Origin of the sequence: Eikenella longinqua (assembly GCF_001648355.1) — a bacterium.
In the GTDB taxonomy this organism is placed as follows: Bacteria; Pseudomonadota; Gammaproteobacteria; order Burkholderiales; family Neisseriaceae; genus Eikenella; species Eikenella longinqua.
The window spans coordinates 86,115-102,383 of sequence record NZ_LXSL01000018.1; the positions used below are offsets into that span (position 1 = coordinate 86,115).

Genomic DNA, 16,269 nt, shown 5'->3' on the forward strand with positions numbered 1-16,269 from the left:
CAAGGGAGCAAGCAATGTTGTTCTTGATTTTGGCTGTTTTCGCGCTGGGCTTGGCCGGCCTGGGCTATCTATATAAGAAAACGCAGAAGCTGGGGCAAACGGTGTTTGCCGGCATGCTGGCCGGTTTGGCTTTCGGCGCGCTGCTGCAATCATCTGCTGCGCCGGAAACCACGGCGGCGGCGCTGGATTGGATCAACCTGGTGGGCGGCGGCTATGTGCGCCTGCTGCAAATGATCGTGATGCCGCTGGTGTTCGTGTCGATTTTGTCGGCAATCACGCGCCTGAACCAGGCCAGCGCCCTGGGCAAAATCAGCTTCAGCGTGCTTTCCGTGCTGCTGATTACCACGGCGATTGCCGCCTTTATCGGCATCATCATGGTGCAGGTGTTCGGTCTCACGGCGGAAGGCCTGATTGCCGGCGAGCGCGAAATGGCGGCGCAGGCTAATGTGGTGGGGCGCGTGGATCAGGTGAGCAACCTCACCATTCCGGCCATGCTGCTTTCGTTTATTCCGAAAAACCCGTTTGCCGAGCTCACCGGCGCCAACCCCACTTCCATCATCAGCACGGTGATTTTTTCCGCTTTCTTGGGCGTGGCCGCCTTGAGCCTGCGTAAGGAAGACCAAGCATTGGGCGAACGCATCGCGCAGGGCGTGGATACTTTAAACAAGCTGGTGAGCCGCTTGGTGCGCTTCGTGATCCGCCTCACGCCCTACGGCGTGTTTGCCCTGATGCTGAAGATGGCCGCCACCTCGAAATGGACGGATATTTTAAACTTGGGCAGCTTCATCGTGGCTTCCTATCTGGCGATTATCTTGATGTTTATCGTGCACGGCGCGCTGCTGGCACTTTCCGGCATCAACCCGCTGGGCTACTTCAAAAAAGTGATGCCCACCCTGGCTTTTGCCTTCACTTCCCGCTCCAGCGCCGCCTCCATCCCGCTGAACATCGAAACGCAAACCGACAAACTGGGCAACCATTCCGCCATCGCTAACTTCTCCGCCACTTTCGGCGCCACCATCGGCCAAAACGGCTGTGCGGGCATTTATCCGGCCATGCTGGCGGTGATGATTGCGCCCACCGTGGGCGTGGATCCCTTCAGCATGAGCTACATCGCCACTTTGGTGTTTGTGGTGGCCGTGTCTTCCTTCGGCATTGCCGGCGTGGGCGGCGGCGCCACGTTTGCCGCCATCGTGGTGCTCTCCACGCTCAATCTGCCGCTGGAACTGGTGGGCTTGCTGATTTCCATCGAGCCGCTGATTGATATGGGCCGCACCGCGCTGAATGTGAACGGCGCGATGGTGGCCGGCACGCTGAGCAATAAATGGCTGAAGCTGAAAGAATAGGGCCGTGGCCATGAAAAACCGCACCGGAATCGGGTGCGGTTTTTGTTTGAGACAAAGGCGGGGTGATTAAATGCCGGACTGCTTCAGCGCTTCGTAGCCGCCGCGGTTTTGCACATTGGTGTAGCCCAGGCTTTCCAGCGCCTGTTTGGCCGCTTCGGCGCGGCGGCCGCTGCGGCAGTAGAGCTGGATGGGGGTGTGTTTGTCGGGCGCGACGGCGGTGATTTGCCGGGCGATTTGGTCGTGCGGCAGGTTGTGTGCGCCTTGAATGTGGCCTTGGGCGTATTCGGCGGGGCTGCGCACGTCGATCCACACGGCCTGCTGGCGGGCGGCGGCACGGGGCGGCTGGCTGTGGGCGTGGCGCTGGCTGCCGTGGGCGGATGCGGCGGCGGGCAGGGCGGAGAGCAGGACGATGGCGGCGAGGGTGGGGAGTTTGTGCATATTCATGGCGAATCCTTGCGTGGGCGGTTTAAATTTTCAGGTAGCCTCTGGCGTTGCCGTGGAGGCTACCTGAAAGCGTTAGCTTCAACGTAGTTAAAACGAACTGGATTGCTACGGGATTAAAGCTATGGCGGTTTAAAGCGATACGGCTCGGTTTGGTAGTGAGTGTTCTTTTGCGCGTTGGCGTGAGCCGTATCGCTTTTTTCAGGTAGCCTCAGGCGCAGTGCAAGAGGCTACCTGAAAAATGTGGGCGCGGCTTATTCGCGGTTGGCTTCCACGGCTTCCATGGCGCGCAGCGAATAGGTGTAGGCGGCGCCGGCGTTCAGCGAGATGGCGGTGGCGAGCGCGCCGGCAATTTCGCTTTCGGTGGCACCGGCTTTCACGGCGGCTTGGGCGTGCACGGCGATGCAGCTTTCGCAGCGGGTGGTCATGGCCACGGCGAGGGCAATCAGCTCGCGGGTTTTGGCATCCAGCGCTTCGGCTGCGGCGGCGCTATCCAGCGCGGCATAGCCGGCCAGCATTTTCGGGTGTTTTTTGCCCAGGTTGCCGAAGGATTGTTTAACGTGGGCGGCGTGTTTCTTCCAATCTAAAAACATGATGATGCTCCTTGTGTAATGGGGTGAGTTGGAGTAAATATAGCCTGAACGGGTTGTAGCGTCCGTTCGGCTGTTTGATGCGGCGTATTGTGCTACGGAAAATGGAGCGAGGCTTGCCCGATTGTCTCATTCTGTTGCCCGCTTGGATGGCGGGCGGGAAAGCGCGGGCGGAAGGGTAAACTAGGGGGAGGGAATCATGGATGTGTTGGATAAATTGATGTATCTGGCCAGATTGCGCGGCCGGATAGACGTGTGCTGCCGTTTGGGCGGCGGCTTCCATCTCGGGCACGAGGGCGAGCCAGAAACGGCGCGGCTGCACTGGGTGCTTTCCGGCGGCGGCTGGCTGCGCGTGGGCAACGGGCCGGCGGTGGCGCTGCACAGCGGCGACGCGGTGCTGCTGCCGCATGATGCGCCGCACAGCATCGCCGACAGCCTGGAAGGGCTGCGCCAGCCGCCTGGCAGCCCGCATTTGAGCGAACGCGGCGTGTTTACCATTAAAGACTGTGGCGGCAACAGCCTCCAGCTTTTGTGCGGCCAATACCGCTACACGCGCCATGCCGCGCTGTGGCTGGGCATGCCGGAATACCTGCTGCTGCCGTTGCCGGAAATGCGGCAGGTGGCGCTGACCATGCTGGAGGAGGCCGACGGCGCGCGCTACGGCAGCGGCACGGTGGTGAACGCTCTGTCGCAGGTGATGCTGGTGGCGGTATTGCGGCGCTACCGGCAGCAGAGCAGCGATCCGTCGTTTTTGTCGCAGCTGGCCGACCCGCGCCTGAATGCGGTGTTGCAGGCGGTGTTGGTGTCGCCGCAGGAAGATTGGCCGGTGGACAGGATGGCGGAGGTGGCCAAGCTTTCGCGTGCGCAGCTGATGCGTTTGTTTAAGGCTGTGGTGGGGGTGAGCCCGCACCGCTTCGTGCTGTCGATCCGCCTGCAGCAGGCGGCGGTGCAGCTGGCCGACAGTGCGGGTACGGTGCTGCGCATTGCGCTGGACAACGGCTTTGTGTCGGAATCGCATTTCAACCGGGCGTTTAAGCAGTATTTTGGGCAAACGCCGAAGCAGTATCGGGTGGGGGCGAACCGGTCGGGCTGAGGGGTGTTTTTCAGGTAGCCTTTGGGCTGCCTGATTGCTTGCTGCATCCTTAGTCTGCGAATACATAAAAAGGCTACCTGAAAACCAAATTTCGGTTTTCAGGTAGCCTTTTGCTTGCCAAATTGCTTTAAGAATCAGCGTTTCTTAAATTCTTGCAGGCTGCCGTCCAGTTTGAAATCAACTGAGTATTTGGCGCGCGGGGTTTCGATGGAAGAGGTAATCCAGCGGCGGGTTTGGTTGGGCACCCACAGTTGGAAGCTCACGAAATCGAGCTCGGCTTCGGTGGCTTCCACTTCCTTGGCTTTCTCGGCCCAGGTTTGGGCGATGGTGGCCACGGTGGCAAACTTGATGTCGGCCAAGGGGGTAACGTTGTGTTTCATGTCGCCGCCTCCGGAAATCTGCACGGGCTGGGGCTCGCTCCACTGGCCGTTTTCGTAGGTGTAGTGGTCGATGTTTTCCGGCTTGTTCGGGTCTTGCACGTCGATTTCGATGCGCGGGCGGCTGCCGCCGTAGAACTGGATGTTTTGGAAGATGCTCAGGGGCTTGCCTTCAAATTGGGGCAGGGCTTTGAGCGAATCTTCGGCGGCTTGCAGGGCTTCGGCGTTGCTCAGGAAGTTGTCCATAGCGGCAGCTTCGGGCTTGCTTTCAGCTTCGGGTTGGGCGTTGTCTTGGCTTTGTGCCTGGGTTTGGCCTTCCTGCTGGGCAGGAGCCTGGCCTTCGCTTTTGCCGCCGCAGGCGGAGAGGCCGAGCACGGCGGAAAGGCACAACAGCCACAGGGCTTGTTTGGATTTCATCAGTTGATTCCTTTTTTGGTTGTTTACTGGGCAGCATCGCTGCTGGGGCGCCATTGTAAAGAATAATCGTTAGTTTTTCAAAAATGGGGAAACCGGCGGAAGGCTACCTGAAAAAATAAAACAGCTTTGCGGCAAGGCAGGGTTGTTTTGTTGTTACGGTCGCAGCATCCTAAAAACTACCCTTAGTGCTATTGAAAATAATTCTTAATTTTAATAGTATGCCAGTTAATTTAACAAAAGTTAAAAATACACTGATAAAAAATAGGGAAATAAGCTGCTTTGTTTGATTGTTGATGACTATTCTTTGCAGGATATTAACATGAAGCCCCAAGCATTCCGCCCCCGTTTGTTAGTTTTGCTGCTTTCCGCCGCCTTTGCCCATATGCAGGCTGTGGCCGATTCGGCCGTAGCCAAGAACGATGGTGCGTCGCCCGCCGCCGGCGAGCTCGAAACCATCGAAATCAAAGGCCGCAGCCGCGACCAGCGCGGCGCAGACGATGTGTACCGCAAAAACGTGTCCAGCGTTTACGCCGGCCGCGAATACCTAGAACGCTACCGCACCGATGCCGCCGGCGACGTGTTCAAAGGCCTCAACGGCGTGTACAACATGAATACCCGCAATGCGGGCAGCGCGATTACGCCCAATATACGCGGCATCAGCGGCAAAGGGCGCATCCCCGTTACCATCGACGGCACGGAGCAGACCGTGGACGTGTGGATGAACAACTACGGCATTGCCGACCGCAACTATGTCGATCCCGCCCTGTTTCGCAGCATCACGGTGGAAAAAGGCCCGGCCATGACGCGCGGGGTGAAATCCGGCGTGGGCGGCGCGGTGTCCATCCGCACCATCGAGCCTGCCGACATCATCCCCGAAGGCAAGAGCTGGGGCGTGGAGCTGAAAACCGAGTTTTCCAACAACACTGCCGAGCAGATTCAGAATTTCAACGACTACTTGGGCAAAGACTACCGCACCCTGCCCGGCAACCCCACTGCCGATGGCGCATCCGGCATGTTGGGAGGCGGCGTACCTTTCACCGGACTCAATTTCTATGGCTCGGATGCCGACAAACCACGCCAAAGCAGCCGTTTTAGCGAATTTAAAAACGACCGTAACCTATTGTTCTCTAACGCCTTCAAACCGATGTTTCAGACGGCCTCATCGCCTACAGCGACCGCCGCAAAGGTACTTATTTCAGCGGCAAGCGCGGCGTGAGCAGGCTACCTGAATAATGCCATACAGCAGCGAATACAATATGCGGCGGCAGCGTTACGACATCGCCCCCGTGCAGGGTATCGATTCCGACATCCGCAACCGCACCTACAAACTCGGCTACCAATGGCAGCCCGAAGGCAGCCGCTGGATAGACCTTAAAGCCGACATCTGGCGCGTGCGCACTAACAGCACCCGCCACCAAAGCGGTGGCCCCGATTTGGCCGTGCCATACGGCGATGCCAAATACGATGCCTGGGCACGCTGCTTCCGCCACAACTTCCAGCCCGACCCCGCACGCGGCATCGCCAGCTGCCAAGAACTGATAGACGAAGGCTATGACCGCAACAATCCGCCCAACAACCCGCCCGTTATCGACGGCGCGAACACCGTATTTTCCGGCGCGGTGCAAACCACCAAAGCCACCCGCACCGGCTTCAACATCAGCAACCGCATGCGCTTGAGCGACAATTTCAGCTTTACCCTTTCCGCCCGACACCAATACGAGAAGCTGGATGAAAGCAGCGAAGTGGCGCAAAACGATAAAGACTTCTTCGGCATCATGGATGCCGTAACCGCGCTCACCAAGCTTACCGGCCTGCGCTCCGGACGGCGCAAGGAATGGGGTGCACAACTGAGTTTCGACTGGCGGCCGACCGAACGCCTGAAAATCGAAGCAGGCGTCCGCTACGACCGATTTTGGGCGTTCGACGACCTGCTCGCCCGCGCCCGCGCCAGCCGCAACCCCGCCTATTCCGTTACTTACAGTGCGGACGGCGGCGACGTGATCAGCGGTATCGCCCTGCCGTATCTGCAAGTGATGACGCCCGAAGAAATCGCCGCCTACAACCGCGCCCGCGCCGCCATCGCCGCCGACCCCGACAATTACGAACCCATTTACCGCGAATTTGAGCAACGCTACGGCTTCTATCCCGACGAGAGCCTGTCGCGCCACGACCAAAACGGCAACACCGGCTATATCGACGGCAACGGTGATTATCAGGCTTTCGATGAAAGCCGCACCGTACTTTACCGCCCGATGCGCCCCAAAATCGTGGAATACGGCAACCACAAATTCCACGGCCCGGCCTTTGAAAACGGCTTTTTCGACCAGCGCGTGAGCAACCCGCAGGGCAGGCAGGGCAGCTACTACCGCTACCTGCGTATCAGCCGCAGCGCCCGCTTCGGATATTATCCCAATGACGACAACTATACGTTTGATTACGGTTATGAAGCCAGCCAATATTACGAAAACACCGATGATGACACTTCGCCTGATTACCGCACCCGCCGCAACGATATTGCCAGCACGGATCTCACTGCCGAAGCCCATCATCTCTCTACCACGATAACGGGCGATGCCAACTTCCCGCCGGTGAAGCGCCTCAACGGCTCGGCTTGGTCGCCCATGGTCGCCCTCAGCTACGACCTGACCGACAACAGCCGCCTGCACCTGCGCTGGGCGCAAATGACGCGCTTCCCCAGCATCTACGAAGCCACCAATATGAGCTTCGGCGCGGTGTATTTGGATGCCATGCTGCCCTCGTTCGACCTCAAGCCCGAGCGCAGCACCAACTGGGAAGTCGGCTACACCTATAACTTCGCCCCGTTGTGGAGAAAACTACGCGAAGGCGACGTACGGCTCACCTATTTCTCCAACACCATCAAAAACGTCATCGACACCGCCGCCAATAAAGACCTCATCCAATACGACCGCAAAATCACCCGAGGCATCGAGTTGCAAAGCCGCTTCGATTTCGGCCGCTTCTTCATGTCGCTTGGCGGTACTTATCGCTTGAAACAGCAAACCTGCGATGAAAACCTCTCCTTCGCCTACGATATGTACTACAACAGCGTGCCTGCTTGCATCGAAGGCGGCATCGGCGCGACGCGGTTTTATCAGTCCATCCAGCCCAAATATTCCCTTAACCTCGATTTGGGCGTGCGGCTGTTGGGCGAAAAACTCGAACTCGGCGTGCGCGGCATCCACCATAGCCGCCGCAGCAGCAAACAGCACGACCGGCTTATCGAACAAGGCATGGGGCATCTGCTCACTTCCACCGGTACGGCCTACCACTGGCGCGCCTCCACTGTGTGGGATGCCTACGCCCGCTACCGCATCGGCAGGCAATTCAGCCTCAACCTCGGCGTGAACAACCTCACCAACCGCTACTATCTCGACCCGATGAGCAACGTGCCCACCCCCGGCCCGGGCAGGACGGTAACGTTCGGCATCAAGGCCAGGTTTTAGCCGAGCATGAAGTAAAAGACTACCTGAAAAACGAAAGGGCGGTTTGAGCCGCCGGTTGGATGGTGTATGATAAATCGGCGGATGAAACAGCCGCTTAAGGAGGAAAACGATGAATGCGAAACGGATGAAACCTATTTTTCAGGTAGCCTTTTGCGGCCTGCTGCTTGCGGGTTGCGCGATGACGCCGCAGCAGCGTGCGGCCTATGAGGCGGCGCGGGAGCGGGAGATGAAGCAGACGGCGGTGGCGCTGGCGGCGCAGTGCGATAGGCGTGCGGCGCAGCTGATTGCTTTGCAGCAGGAGGATTATCTGGGTGTGCCGGATGAGCAGAAGGCCAAGCTGCGGCTGGAATATGCGGACAAGGTGTCGGAGCCGGCGTTTCAGGCCTGCTACCGGATGGCTTGGGAGAATTTGGTGTATCGGGAGCGCTTGGCACAGCTGGAGAGGCGCGAGCGGCGGCGTGAGCTGGAGTGGATGATGTATCGGCCGTATTACCCGTATTGGTGGTAGGGCGGGCTTGGAATTTTTCAGGTAGCCTGTGCCGGCCTTGTGCGGAGAGGTGTTCACCACCATAACAAAATCATCGGAATGCCCGGCGGCAGACGGCCGGGCATTTTGGTTTTCTTTTGCTTTTTAATTGCTTGTGAATGCTGGTGGATTTTGTTTGAATTCAATTGGGAATTGTTTGCATTTTGCTAGAGGGCGGGGATATAATCGGGCAAGTTCAAGTTTATGTAAAGGAGCGGCAGCCATGCTGATTGCCTTGTTGATTATGTTGCGCGAGGGCATTGAGGCGGCGCTGATTGTGGGCATTGTGGCCGGCTTTTTGAAGCAGGGCGGCTACCAGCGCATGATGCCGAAGGTGTGGCTGGGCGTGGTGCTGGCGGCGGGTATGTGTTTGCTGGCCGGCTGGCTGATTTATAAGGAAACCGGCGAGATTCCGCAGAAGCAGCAGGAGTTTGTGGTGGGCGTGATCGGCCTGGTGGCGGTGGCGATGCTCACTTATATGGTGCTGTGGATGCAGAAGGCTTCTAAGTCGATCAAACAGCATTTGCAGCAGTCGGTTACGGCGGCGCTGAACCGGGGCAAGGGCCACGGCTGGGCGCTGGTGGGCATGGCGTTTCTGGCGGTGGCGCGCGAGGGCATGGAGAGTGTGTTTTTCCTGCTGGCGGTGTTCAACCAGAGCCAGAGTGCGGCCATGCCGCTGGGCGCGGTGCTGGGGCTGGCGGCTTCGGTGGTGGTGGGCTGGCTGATTTACCAAGGCGGGGTGCGCATCAATTTGGCGCGCTTTTTCCGCTGGACGGGCATTTTCCTGATTTTTGTGGCCGCCGGGCTCACTGCCGGGGCGTTCCGCGCGCTGCATGAGGCGGGGGTGTGGAATGTGTGGCAGGTGAACCCGTTTGATTGGTCTTCGCCGATGCCGCTGGATTGGTCGGGCGTGCTGCATGAGGATAGCCCGCTGGGCGTGCTGATGGGCGGCTTCTTCGGCTACACGCACCATCCGGTGCTGTCTGATTTTATTCTGTATTTTGCTTATCTGATTCCGGTGTTGTTTCTGTTTTTGCGCGGCAGCAAGCCAGCTGCCGCCGCTGCATCTTCTCCAACCCCTTAAGTTTTGCCATGTGAAAGGTCTTACTATGAAGAAACTGAATCTTACCGCCTTGGCCGTGTTTGCCGCTTTCGGTTTGGCCGCCTGCCAGCCGCCGGCTGCCGAAACTTCCGGCCAGCCTGCCGCTTCAGGCGCGTCTGCCGCTTCCGGTGCCGCCGCCACCCCCAATGCCGACGGCAGCTACAACATCGCGGTGAATGACCACGCCTGCGAGCCGATGGAAATGACCGTGCCCAGCGGCCAGGTAGTGTTCAACATCAAAAACAACAGCGCCCGCAAGCTGGAATGGGAAATCCTCAAAGGCGTGATGGTGGTGGATGAGCGTGAAAACATCGCCCCGACCCTGAGCGATAAGATGACCGTAACCCTGCTGCCCGGCGAATACGAAATGACCTGCGGCCTCTTGAACAACCCGCGCGGCAAGCTGGTGGTTACCGACAGCGGCTTTAAAGAAACCGCTGGCGAAGCCGATATGGAAAAACTGGCACAGCCCCTGGCGGATTACAAAGTATACGTGCAAAACGAAGCCGATCAGCTGGTTACCAAAACCACCGCCTTCGTGAACGCCGTGAAAGCCGGCCGCACCGAAGAAGCCAAAGCCATGTTTGCCGACGTGCGCAGCCACTACGAGCGCATCGAGCCGATAGCCGAGCTGTTTAACGAGCTCGACCCGGCCATCGACGCCCGCGCCGACGACTTCAAGCTCGGCGAGAAAGATGAAGGCTTCGGCGGCTTCCACCGCATCGAGCACTCCCTGTGGACGCTGAACACCACCAAAGGCATGGAGCCCGTGGCCGACAAACTCTTGGCCGACGTGCAGAAGCTGAAACAGGAAATCGACATCCTCACCTTCCCGCCCACCAAAGTGGTAGGCGGCGCCGCCGTGCTGATTGAAGAAGTGGCCAACAGCAAAATCAGCGGCGAGGAAGACCGCTACAGCCGCACCGACCTGAGCGACTTCCAAGCCAACGTGGAAGGCGCGCAGAAAATCGTTGAGCTCTTCCGCCCGATGATTGCCGAGAAAGACAAAGCCCTGCTGGAAAAAGTGGATGCCAACTTCAAACAGGTTACCGACATCCTCGCTAAATACCGCAACGACAAAGGCTTCGAGCCCTACGACAAGCTCACCGAAGCCGACCGCAAAACCTTGCAGGCACCGATTAACACCCTGGCTGAAGACTTGGCCAAACTGCGCGGCATTCTCGGTTTGAACTAATCAGCCCGAAATGTTTGACCCAGTTTAAAAAAGGGAATCCCGTTTTCAGGTAGCCTCTATCGTCCCAGAGGCTACCTGAAATTATTTTTAGCGCATCCAGGCTACCTGAAAACTTCCCCAGCAGGAGAAACCATGCAACCCAACGACCAGCAACCCCAATCCCCCTCCAAACGCACCCTGTTCAAAGGCCTCGCCGTTGGCGCCGCAGCCGCCGGGCTCGCCGCCTGCGGCATGGGCAGTAAAGAGCAAAATGCCGAAAGCGGCTCCGCGCAAAACGGCGGCAACAGCCCCGAACACCACTCCAGCCAAAGCTTCCCCTTCTACGGCACCCACCAAGCCGGCATCACCACCCCGCACCAACAATTCGCCATCATGGCCGCCTTCGACGTGCTCGCCAAAACCCCCAAAGAACTCGAACACCTCTTCCGCGCCATCACCGCCCGCGCCGACTTCCTCACCAAAGGCGGCGAGCTGCAAGACGGCGACCCCAAACTCCCCCCGCAAGGCAGCGGCATCCTCGGCAAAGTCATCCGGCCCGACGGCCTCACCATCACCCTCAGCGTGGGCAACAGCCTGTTTGACGAACGTTTCGGCCTCGCCCCCCACAAGCCCAAACACCTCCAGGAAATGAAAGATTTCCCCAACGACAAACTGCAACGCGACTGGTGCGACGGCGACCTCAGCCTGCAAATTTGCGCCTTCACCCCCGAAACCTGCCAAAACGCCCTGCGCGACATCATTAAAAACACCGCCCAATTCGCCGTCATCCGCTGGAGCATCGACGGCTTCCTGCCCAAGGCCGAGCCCGGCGCACTCGCCGCCCGCAACCTCTTCGGCTTCCGCGACGGCTCCGGCAACCCCGACGTATCCAAGCCCGAAACCGCCGACGCCGTCTTGTGGAGCGGCGTGGCCGAAAACAGCCGAGACGAGCCCGCCTGGGCCAAAAACGGCAGCTACCAAGCCGTGCGCCTCATCCGCCACTTCGTCGAATTTTGGGACCGCACCCCGCTGCAAGAACAGCAAACCATCTTCGGCCGCGAAAAATACAGCGGCGCCCCGCTGGGCATGAAAAACGAAGGCGACATCCCCAACTACGCTTCCGACCCCGAAGGCAAAACCCTTCCCGCTGACAGCCACATGCGCCTGGCCAACCCGCGCGACCCTGAATTCATGAAGCGGCACCTGCTCTATCGCCGCCCCTTCGACTACTCGCGCGGCCTGGCCAAATCCGGCCAGCTCGACGTCGGCCTCATTTTCATCTGCTATCAGGCCAACCTCGACGACGGCTTCATCTTCGTGCAGAAGCTGCTCGATTTCGAACCGCTCGAGGAATACATCAGTCCCTTCGGCGGCGGCTACTTCTTCACCCTGCCCGGCGCCGAGCAGGGCGGCTACCTCGGCCAAAGCCTGCTGGCCAACGTATTGTGAGGCAGCCAAAAGGCTACCTGAAAAATTTAGCTTCGCAGAAACTCGCGTTGCTCGTTTTCAGGTAGCCTTTTGGTTTTCAGGTAGCCCTTGCGCCCGGCTCAATCAGGCTACCTGAAAAATCTTGGCATGGTCTTTCCGGGTATGGTGCTTTATCATCGCGGCAGACCGTTTTTTCACACTGTTTAAAGGGAGTTCGTCATGCACAAAGTCACCCCCATTGCCACCCTGCTGTTGTGGGCAGGCGTTTCCGCCACCGCCCAGGCTTCGCCGCAGCAGCAATGCCTTGCCCTGAAAAACGCAGCCCTGCCCGACACCGCCATCACCAAAGCCGAATGGTCAAACGGCGAAATCGGCGCGGACAAAATGTCGTCGCTCACGGGTGGTTCAACAAGCAGCCAGCAGGCGAAACCGCACTGCATCGTCGAAGGCGAAATCGGCGCGCGCACGGGCGCGGACGGCAAGCATTACGGCACCAAATTCCAGCTTCGCCTGCCTGAAAACTGGAACGGCAATTTTCTGTTTCAAGGCGGCGGCGGGGTGGACGGCTTTGTCGCGCCGGCAGTCGGCAATATCCCCGTGCGCACTTCCACTGCCGCGCCTGCCCTGATGCGCGGTTATGCCGTGGTCAGCATGGACGGCGGACACCCGACACCCACGCCCGATTTCGGCGCAGACCAGCAGGCGCGGCTGGATTTTGCCTACCAGTCCACCGGCAAAGTTACTGCCGTTGCCAAGGCTTTGATTCAAAAAATGTATGCCGCCGCCCCGCAGCACAGCTACTTCATGGGCTGCTCCAACGGCGGACGCGAGGCGATGATGGCCGCCCAGCGTTATCCTTTGGAATTTGACGGCGTGATTGCCGCCAACTGTGGGGAGGTGGTTATTTTTGCACTGGGATGACCGGAGGCGAAAAACGGCGGAAAACTTTATCAGGTGCGGATTTGAGCGAAGCTGGTGCGAGAAAAAACTTGCACCAGCTTTTGCTTTAGTTTGATAAAAAATGCGTTATCTTTTGCACCAGAATGAGAGGGGATTGAGCACCTTCTAAAAGAGGTTTAAAAGGTTTTAAACCTGACGGCCGAACCGCTCACCACAACCGATGCCTCCTATGTCTAATCCCTGTTAGCCAGCCGTTGCACAAAAAGCTACTCATGCTGTGAACTGGTGCCTAGCATCAACCTAAGCTCTCGGCAGCAGAAAAGGAGGTCGCGCTTTATACAGGATAAGTTTGAAACGTGAACTTATACACGGGCTTGTTTAAACTAATACGGCGTATAAGTTTAATTAAGCCAAATAAAATCAGTCATATAAAAGATATTATGGCTGCCTGCTCAAAAATATAACTTGTACGCTAAATGCCACTCTCAAACTTGTACGGTTAAATCATTTTCGCTTGGCTAATTCGCGTTTCTTATTGGACAAGGAGGTGTATGCCTGCTCTAGCTCATCGTCGCTTAAATCTGCTTTGCTATCCACCTTAAATTTAGCCTTTATGTGCCTCTTGAACCAAGTCTCCAGCTCGGGGATTTCTTTGAAGCTGGCATGGATATAGCGATACTTTCGGTTTCTCCACTCATCGCCCGGCAATTTTTTGCGGGCGTTTTTTTGTTTCATTAGGCGCCCCACGGTGGAACGGAGATAGTTGCAAGCATCATCAAACTGTTCCAACCGGAGCAAGCGGTAACTGGGAATTTTCATGCGGCGGTTAAAGGCTGTCCAGACCGCTTTATGGCCTCTAGGCTTTTGTTTTACGCTGCTCTCGATGACCACTATGTCATCGACTAGTTTTTGTATCGTGGATGCTTGCTCATCTGTGATGTGTCCCTTGCCGGGTTTAACCTCTGCCACCGTTTTGCTGACGTGTTTAGTCGTGTTTATGTTGTTGATGGTTGAGCCGTTGCCAGCAATCACACTATTGGACATGGTATTGCCGCTAATCATCTGCTCTGCCAATCTTTCGCCTTCGCGCCTAGTTTGTTCGGCCAAAGATTCGGCTTGAGCCGGATTGCGTTGATTAAACAACACATACATTACATCCACGCCTAAGCTGCCCATCCGCACCAAAATATTAGACGGAATATTGCTTTTCGCTATTTCGTAAGTCCTTAATGTATTTCTAGTTATATCTATTTCTCTAGCGAAATCCGCTTTAGAGTACCCCAAGCGAACTCGCTCCGAAATCAGGCGATCTGCCACTTCTTCCATCATTGCATTTTCGTCAGACATGGTATCTCCAGTGTAAATAAATTTGACATGGTCAAATTTATTTACTAATATTCGTGCAAATAGTGATGAAACATCTTTGGTGCTTCATTTAAGTTGTTAAATTTAGCCTAGAAATTGAGCGTATTTTATGAACTCTGAAAAAATCTATCAAGAGCTAAACAAGCGGGGCTACAAGGGATTGAAAACGAAGTCTATGTGCGGCTGGTCACGCCTTTGGGCAGCTACTGGGCCGAGCCTGCGCTGGGCAGCCGCTTGCACGAATTGCGCCGCATGAAAGACCTGCCGCGCATCGCCGTGCTGGCCAAACCCCCGATAAGACCTTTCACGACGGCGACGGCGTGAGCGAGCTTGGCACCATCCTGCCGGCGTGGTGGCTCAACCAAATCCAAGCCGAGCTGCTGGCTGTGCTGACGGCGGGCGGCATCCAGCCGGACAAGGCCAAGCCTAACCAAGTGCTGGAGGCTTTGCGCAAAATCATCGACGAGCAGGCCGGCGGCGCAGTTAAAACCACTGGCAACCAAGACATCGCCGGTATCAAGAGCTTTACCAACACTCTGCACGCCAAATCCGGCCTGCTGGCGAGCGACAGCGCCGCCCACTTTGCTGCCAGCCGCTCGCTGAAACTGGGCGCGGATGGGACAAGCGCCTACCTAAAAAACCAAAGTAGCGGCAAAATCCTCTCACTCCTTAACAACGGCGAGCTGCACTACGACGGCAAGCGGCTGCTGAATATAGACGATTTACAGACTACGGAGGCAAGCAAAGCTGAAAATGGCTACCTGAAAATGGACGGCGATATCATATTGCAGTGGATAAGAATTAAGAAAAATATGAATGCTTTTCAAGGTACTTATAATTTTCCCGTAGCGTTCCCGAACTCGTGTGCAGCGATTATGGTCAATTCATATTTGGAGCGCCCAGAAGGCGGCTGCGGGCAGATAGTGCGTGCCATCGCTCAATCTAAATCCACGTTTGATTTGTACGTGGATATATGGACACTCAATGGGCACGGTAATCCTGCTACCGCATATGTTTTTGCCATCGGCTATTAAGCTATTAAAGGAGTAGATATGACTATTTTTTACTCATGATTCACCGGCGGATTTTACGACGACCAAATCCATAACAGGCTGCCTGAAAATATTGTGGAGATTAGCCCAGAGCAGCACACCGCCTTGCTGGCCGGTCAGTCTGTCGGGCAAGTGATTATGCCCGGCAAAGACGGCAAACCCGTGCTGGCACCGCAGCCGCCCTGCCCGAGCAGCACTTGGGATGGGGAGCAATGGCAGATTGACCCCGAGTGCGCCGCCCGGCTTAAAGCCGAGCAGCAGGCCGAAATGTGGGAGCGCATCAAAGCCAAGCGTGCCGACAACCTGCGGCACGGCGTTTATATCCAATCCGTGGGCAAGTGGTTTCACACCGACGATAACAGCCGTACGCAGTATTTGGCACTAGCGGTGCGAACAAAATTACCTGAAAACCTGCTTTGGAAAACGATGGACAACAGCTTTTTGCCTATGACCAAAGAGCTGTTGGGCGAGCTGCTAGACCAAATGATGGTGGACGAGCAGGCCGATTTCGCCAACGCCGAAAAACACCGCGCCGCCATGCTCCAAGCCGACAAACCGCTTGAGTACGATTATTCAGGCGGTTGGACGGCCAACTTTGAGCACGCTGCCGCCGAGCTGGGGGAATCTAAATCATGAAATCCCGATACTACCTAGCTCTGTACAAAGGCCGCCGCAGCGGCCGCGGCTGGCGCGTGCTGGCCGGGCGCGGCACCGACTGGCTCACCCGCATCCTTACCCGCGGCCAATACAGCCACGCCGAGATTGCCTACGGCCCCGGCAGCGGCGGCGTGCACGACTGCCTTTCCGCCTCTGTGCGCGACGGCGGAGTGCGTGCCAAAACCATGGCTCTGCCTGCCGACAAATGGGATTTACCTGAACGGCGTGGAGATAGTCAGCCAGTCCTACCGCGAGCTGCTGCCACAACACATCGCCAACCCGCGCACGCTGTTGGTACTCGACCCGCCCTACGTCTGCACCCAGCAGGGCAACTACCGCA

13 protein-coding genes and 2 pseudogenes are annotated in these 16,269 nt (G+C 57.3%); 11 read left to right on the top strand and 4 right to left on the bottom strand.

Annotation, left to right across the window (positions count from 1 at the left end; genetic code table 11):
* Nucleotides 1-14 precede the first annotated feature (14 nt).
* Nucleotides 15-1,343 (top strand): L-cystine transporter, encoded by a 1,329-nt coding sequence (locus tag A7P95_RS05540; RefSeq protein ID WP_067592424.1) that lies wholly within the window; start codon nucleotides 15-17, stop codon nucleotides 1,341-1,343.
* A gap of 66 nt (nucleotides 1,344-1,409) precedes the next feature.
* Here A7P95_RS05540 and A7P95_RS05545 read toward each other — a convergent pair whose 3' ends face one another.
* Nucleotides 1,410-1,787, bottom strand: a complete 378-nt coding sequence (locus A7P95_RS05545) for a rhodanese-like domain-containing protein (RefSeq protein ID WP_245636567.1) — start codon at nucleotides 1,785-1,787, stop codon at nucleotides 1,410-1,412.
* 251 nt (nucleotides 1,788-2,038) lie between these two features.
* Nucleotides 2,039-2,377: a carboxymuconolactone decarboxylase family protein gene (locus A7P95_RS05550; RefSeq protein ID WP_067592426.1), complete on the bottom strand. Its 339-nt coding sequence runs from the start codon at nucleotides 2,375-2,377 to the stop codon at nucleotides 2,039-2,041.
* A 196-nt stretch (nucleotides 2,378-2,573) separates the two neighbouring features.
* Here A7P95_RS05550 and A7P95_RS05555 point away from each other — a divergent pair, with 196 nt between their 5' ends.
* On the top strand, nucleotides 2,574-3,467 hold the full coding sequence (locus A7P95_RS05555) for an AraC family transcriptional regulator (protein WP_067592428.1): 894 nt from the start codon (nucleotides 2,574-2,576) through the stop codon (nucleotides 3,465-3,467).
* A 134-nt stretch (nucleotides 3,468-3,601) separates the two neighbouring features.
* On the opposite strand, the gene A7P95_RS05560 is transcribed toward A7P95_RS05555, so the two are convergent.
* The gene (locus A7P95_RS05560; RefSeq protein ID WP_067592429.1) at nucleotides 3,602-4,261 is read right to left on the bottom strand and encodes a hypothetical protein; all 660 of its coding nucleotides are present in this window, start codon (nucleotides 4,259-4,261) and stop codon (nucleotides 3,602-3,604) included.
* A gap of 382 nt (nucleotides 4,262-4,643) precedes the next feature.
* Between A7P95_RS05560 and A7P95_RS05565 the strand changes: the two are divergent.
* The 6 genes and pseudogenes from A7P95_RS05565 (at nucleotide 4,644) to A7P95_RS05590 (ending at nucleotide 12,876) form a co-directional block, all read left to right on the top strand.
* Nucleotides 4,644-7,725: pseudogene (locus tag A7P95_RS05565) on the top strand (TonB-dependent receptor domain-containing protein).
* Between the two features lie 109 nt (nucleotides 7,726-7,834).
* Nucleotides 7,835-8,233 (top strand): hypothetical protein, encoded by a 399-nt coding sequence (locus A7P95_RS05570; RefSeq protein ID WP_082890744.1) that lies wholly within the window; start codon nucleotides 7,835-7,837, stop codon nucleotides 8,231-8,233.
* A 241-nt stretch (nucleotides 8,234-8,474) separates the two neighbouring features.
* The gene (gene efeU, locus A7P95_RS05575; RefSeq protein WP_067592430.1) at nucleotides 8,475-9,335 is read left to right on the top strand and encodes an iron uptake transporter permease EfeU; all 861 of its coding nucleotides are present in this window, start codon (nucleotides 8,475-8,477) and stop codon (nucleotides 9,333-9,335) included.
* Nucleotides 9,336-9,360: 25 nt separating this feature from the next.
* A complete protein-coding gene (gene efeO / locus A7P95_RS05580) occupies nucleotides 9,361-10,548 on the top strand; it encodes an iron uptake system protein EfeO (RefSeq protein WP_067592431.1) in 1,188 nt (395 codons plus the stop codon).
* A gap of 132 nt (nucleotides 10,549-10,680) precedes the next feature.
* Complete coding sequence (gene efeB, locus A7P95_RS05585) at nucleotides 10,681-11,976, top strand: iron uptake transporter deferrochelatase/peroxidase subunit (RefSeq protein WP_067592432.1); 1,296 nt, start codon at nucleotides 10,681-10,683, stop codon at nucleotides 11,974-11,976.
* Between the two features lie 198 nt (nucleotides 11,977-12,174).
* Nucleotides 12,175-12,876 carry a tannase/feruloyl esterase family alpha/beta hydrolase gene (locus A7P95_RS05590; RefSeq protein WP_082890745.1) on the top strand — a complete coding sequence of 234 codons (702 nt, stop codon included), beginning with the start codon at nucleotides 12,175-12,177 and terminating at the stop codon, nucleotides 12,874-12,876.
* Nucleotides 12,877-13,359: 483 nt separating this feature from the next.
* Here A7P95_RS05590 and A7P95_RS05595 read toward each other — a convergent pair whose 3' ends face one another.
* Complete coding sequence (locus A7P95_RS05595) at nucleotides 13,360-14,202, bottom strand: helix-turn-helix domain-containing protein (RefSeq protein WP_082890746.1); 843 nt, start codon at nucleotides 14,200-14,202, stop codon at nucleotides 13,360-13,362.
* Between the two features lie 177 nt (nucleotides 14,203-14,379).
* On the opposite strand from A7P95_RS05595, the pseudogene A7P95_RS12475 reads away from it, so the two are divergent.
* From A7P95_RS12475 to A7P95_RS05605, 3 genes and pseudogenes are all read left to right on the top strand, one after another.
* A pseudogene (locus A7P95_RS12475) lies at nucleotides 14,380-14,508 on the top strand (phage GP46 family protein); the annotation flags it as partial.
* Nucleotides 14,509-14,540: 32 nt separating this feature from the next.
* Nucleotides 14,541-15,254 (top strand): gp53-like domain-containing protein, encoded by a 714-nt coding sequence (locus A7P95_RS12480; RefSeq protein ID WP_067592434.1) that lies wholly within the window; start codon nucleotides 14,541-14,543, stop codon nucleotides 15,252-15,254.
* A 93-nt stretch (nucleotides 15,255-15,347) separates the two neighbouring features.
* Nucleotides 15,348-15,908 carry a DUF4376 domain-containing protein gene (locus tag A7P95_RS05605; protein ID WP_245636570.1) on the top strand — a complete coding sequence of 187 codons (561 nt, stop codon included), beginning with the start codon at nucleotides 15,348-15,350 and terminating at the stop codon, nucleotides 15,906-15,908.
* Nucleotides 15,909-16,269: the final 361 nt, after the last annotated feature.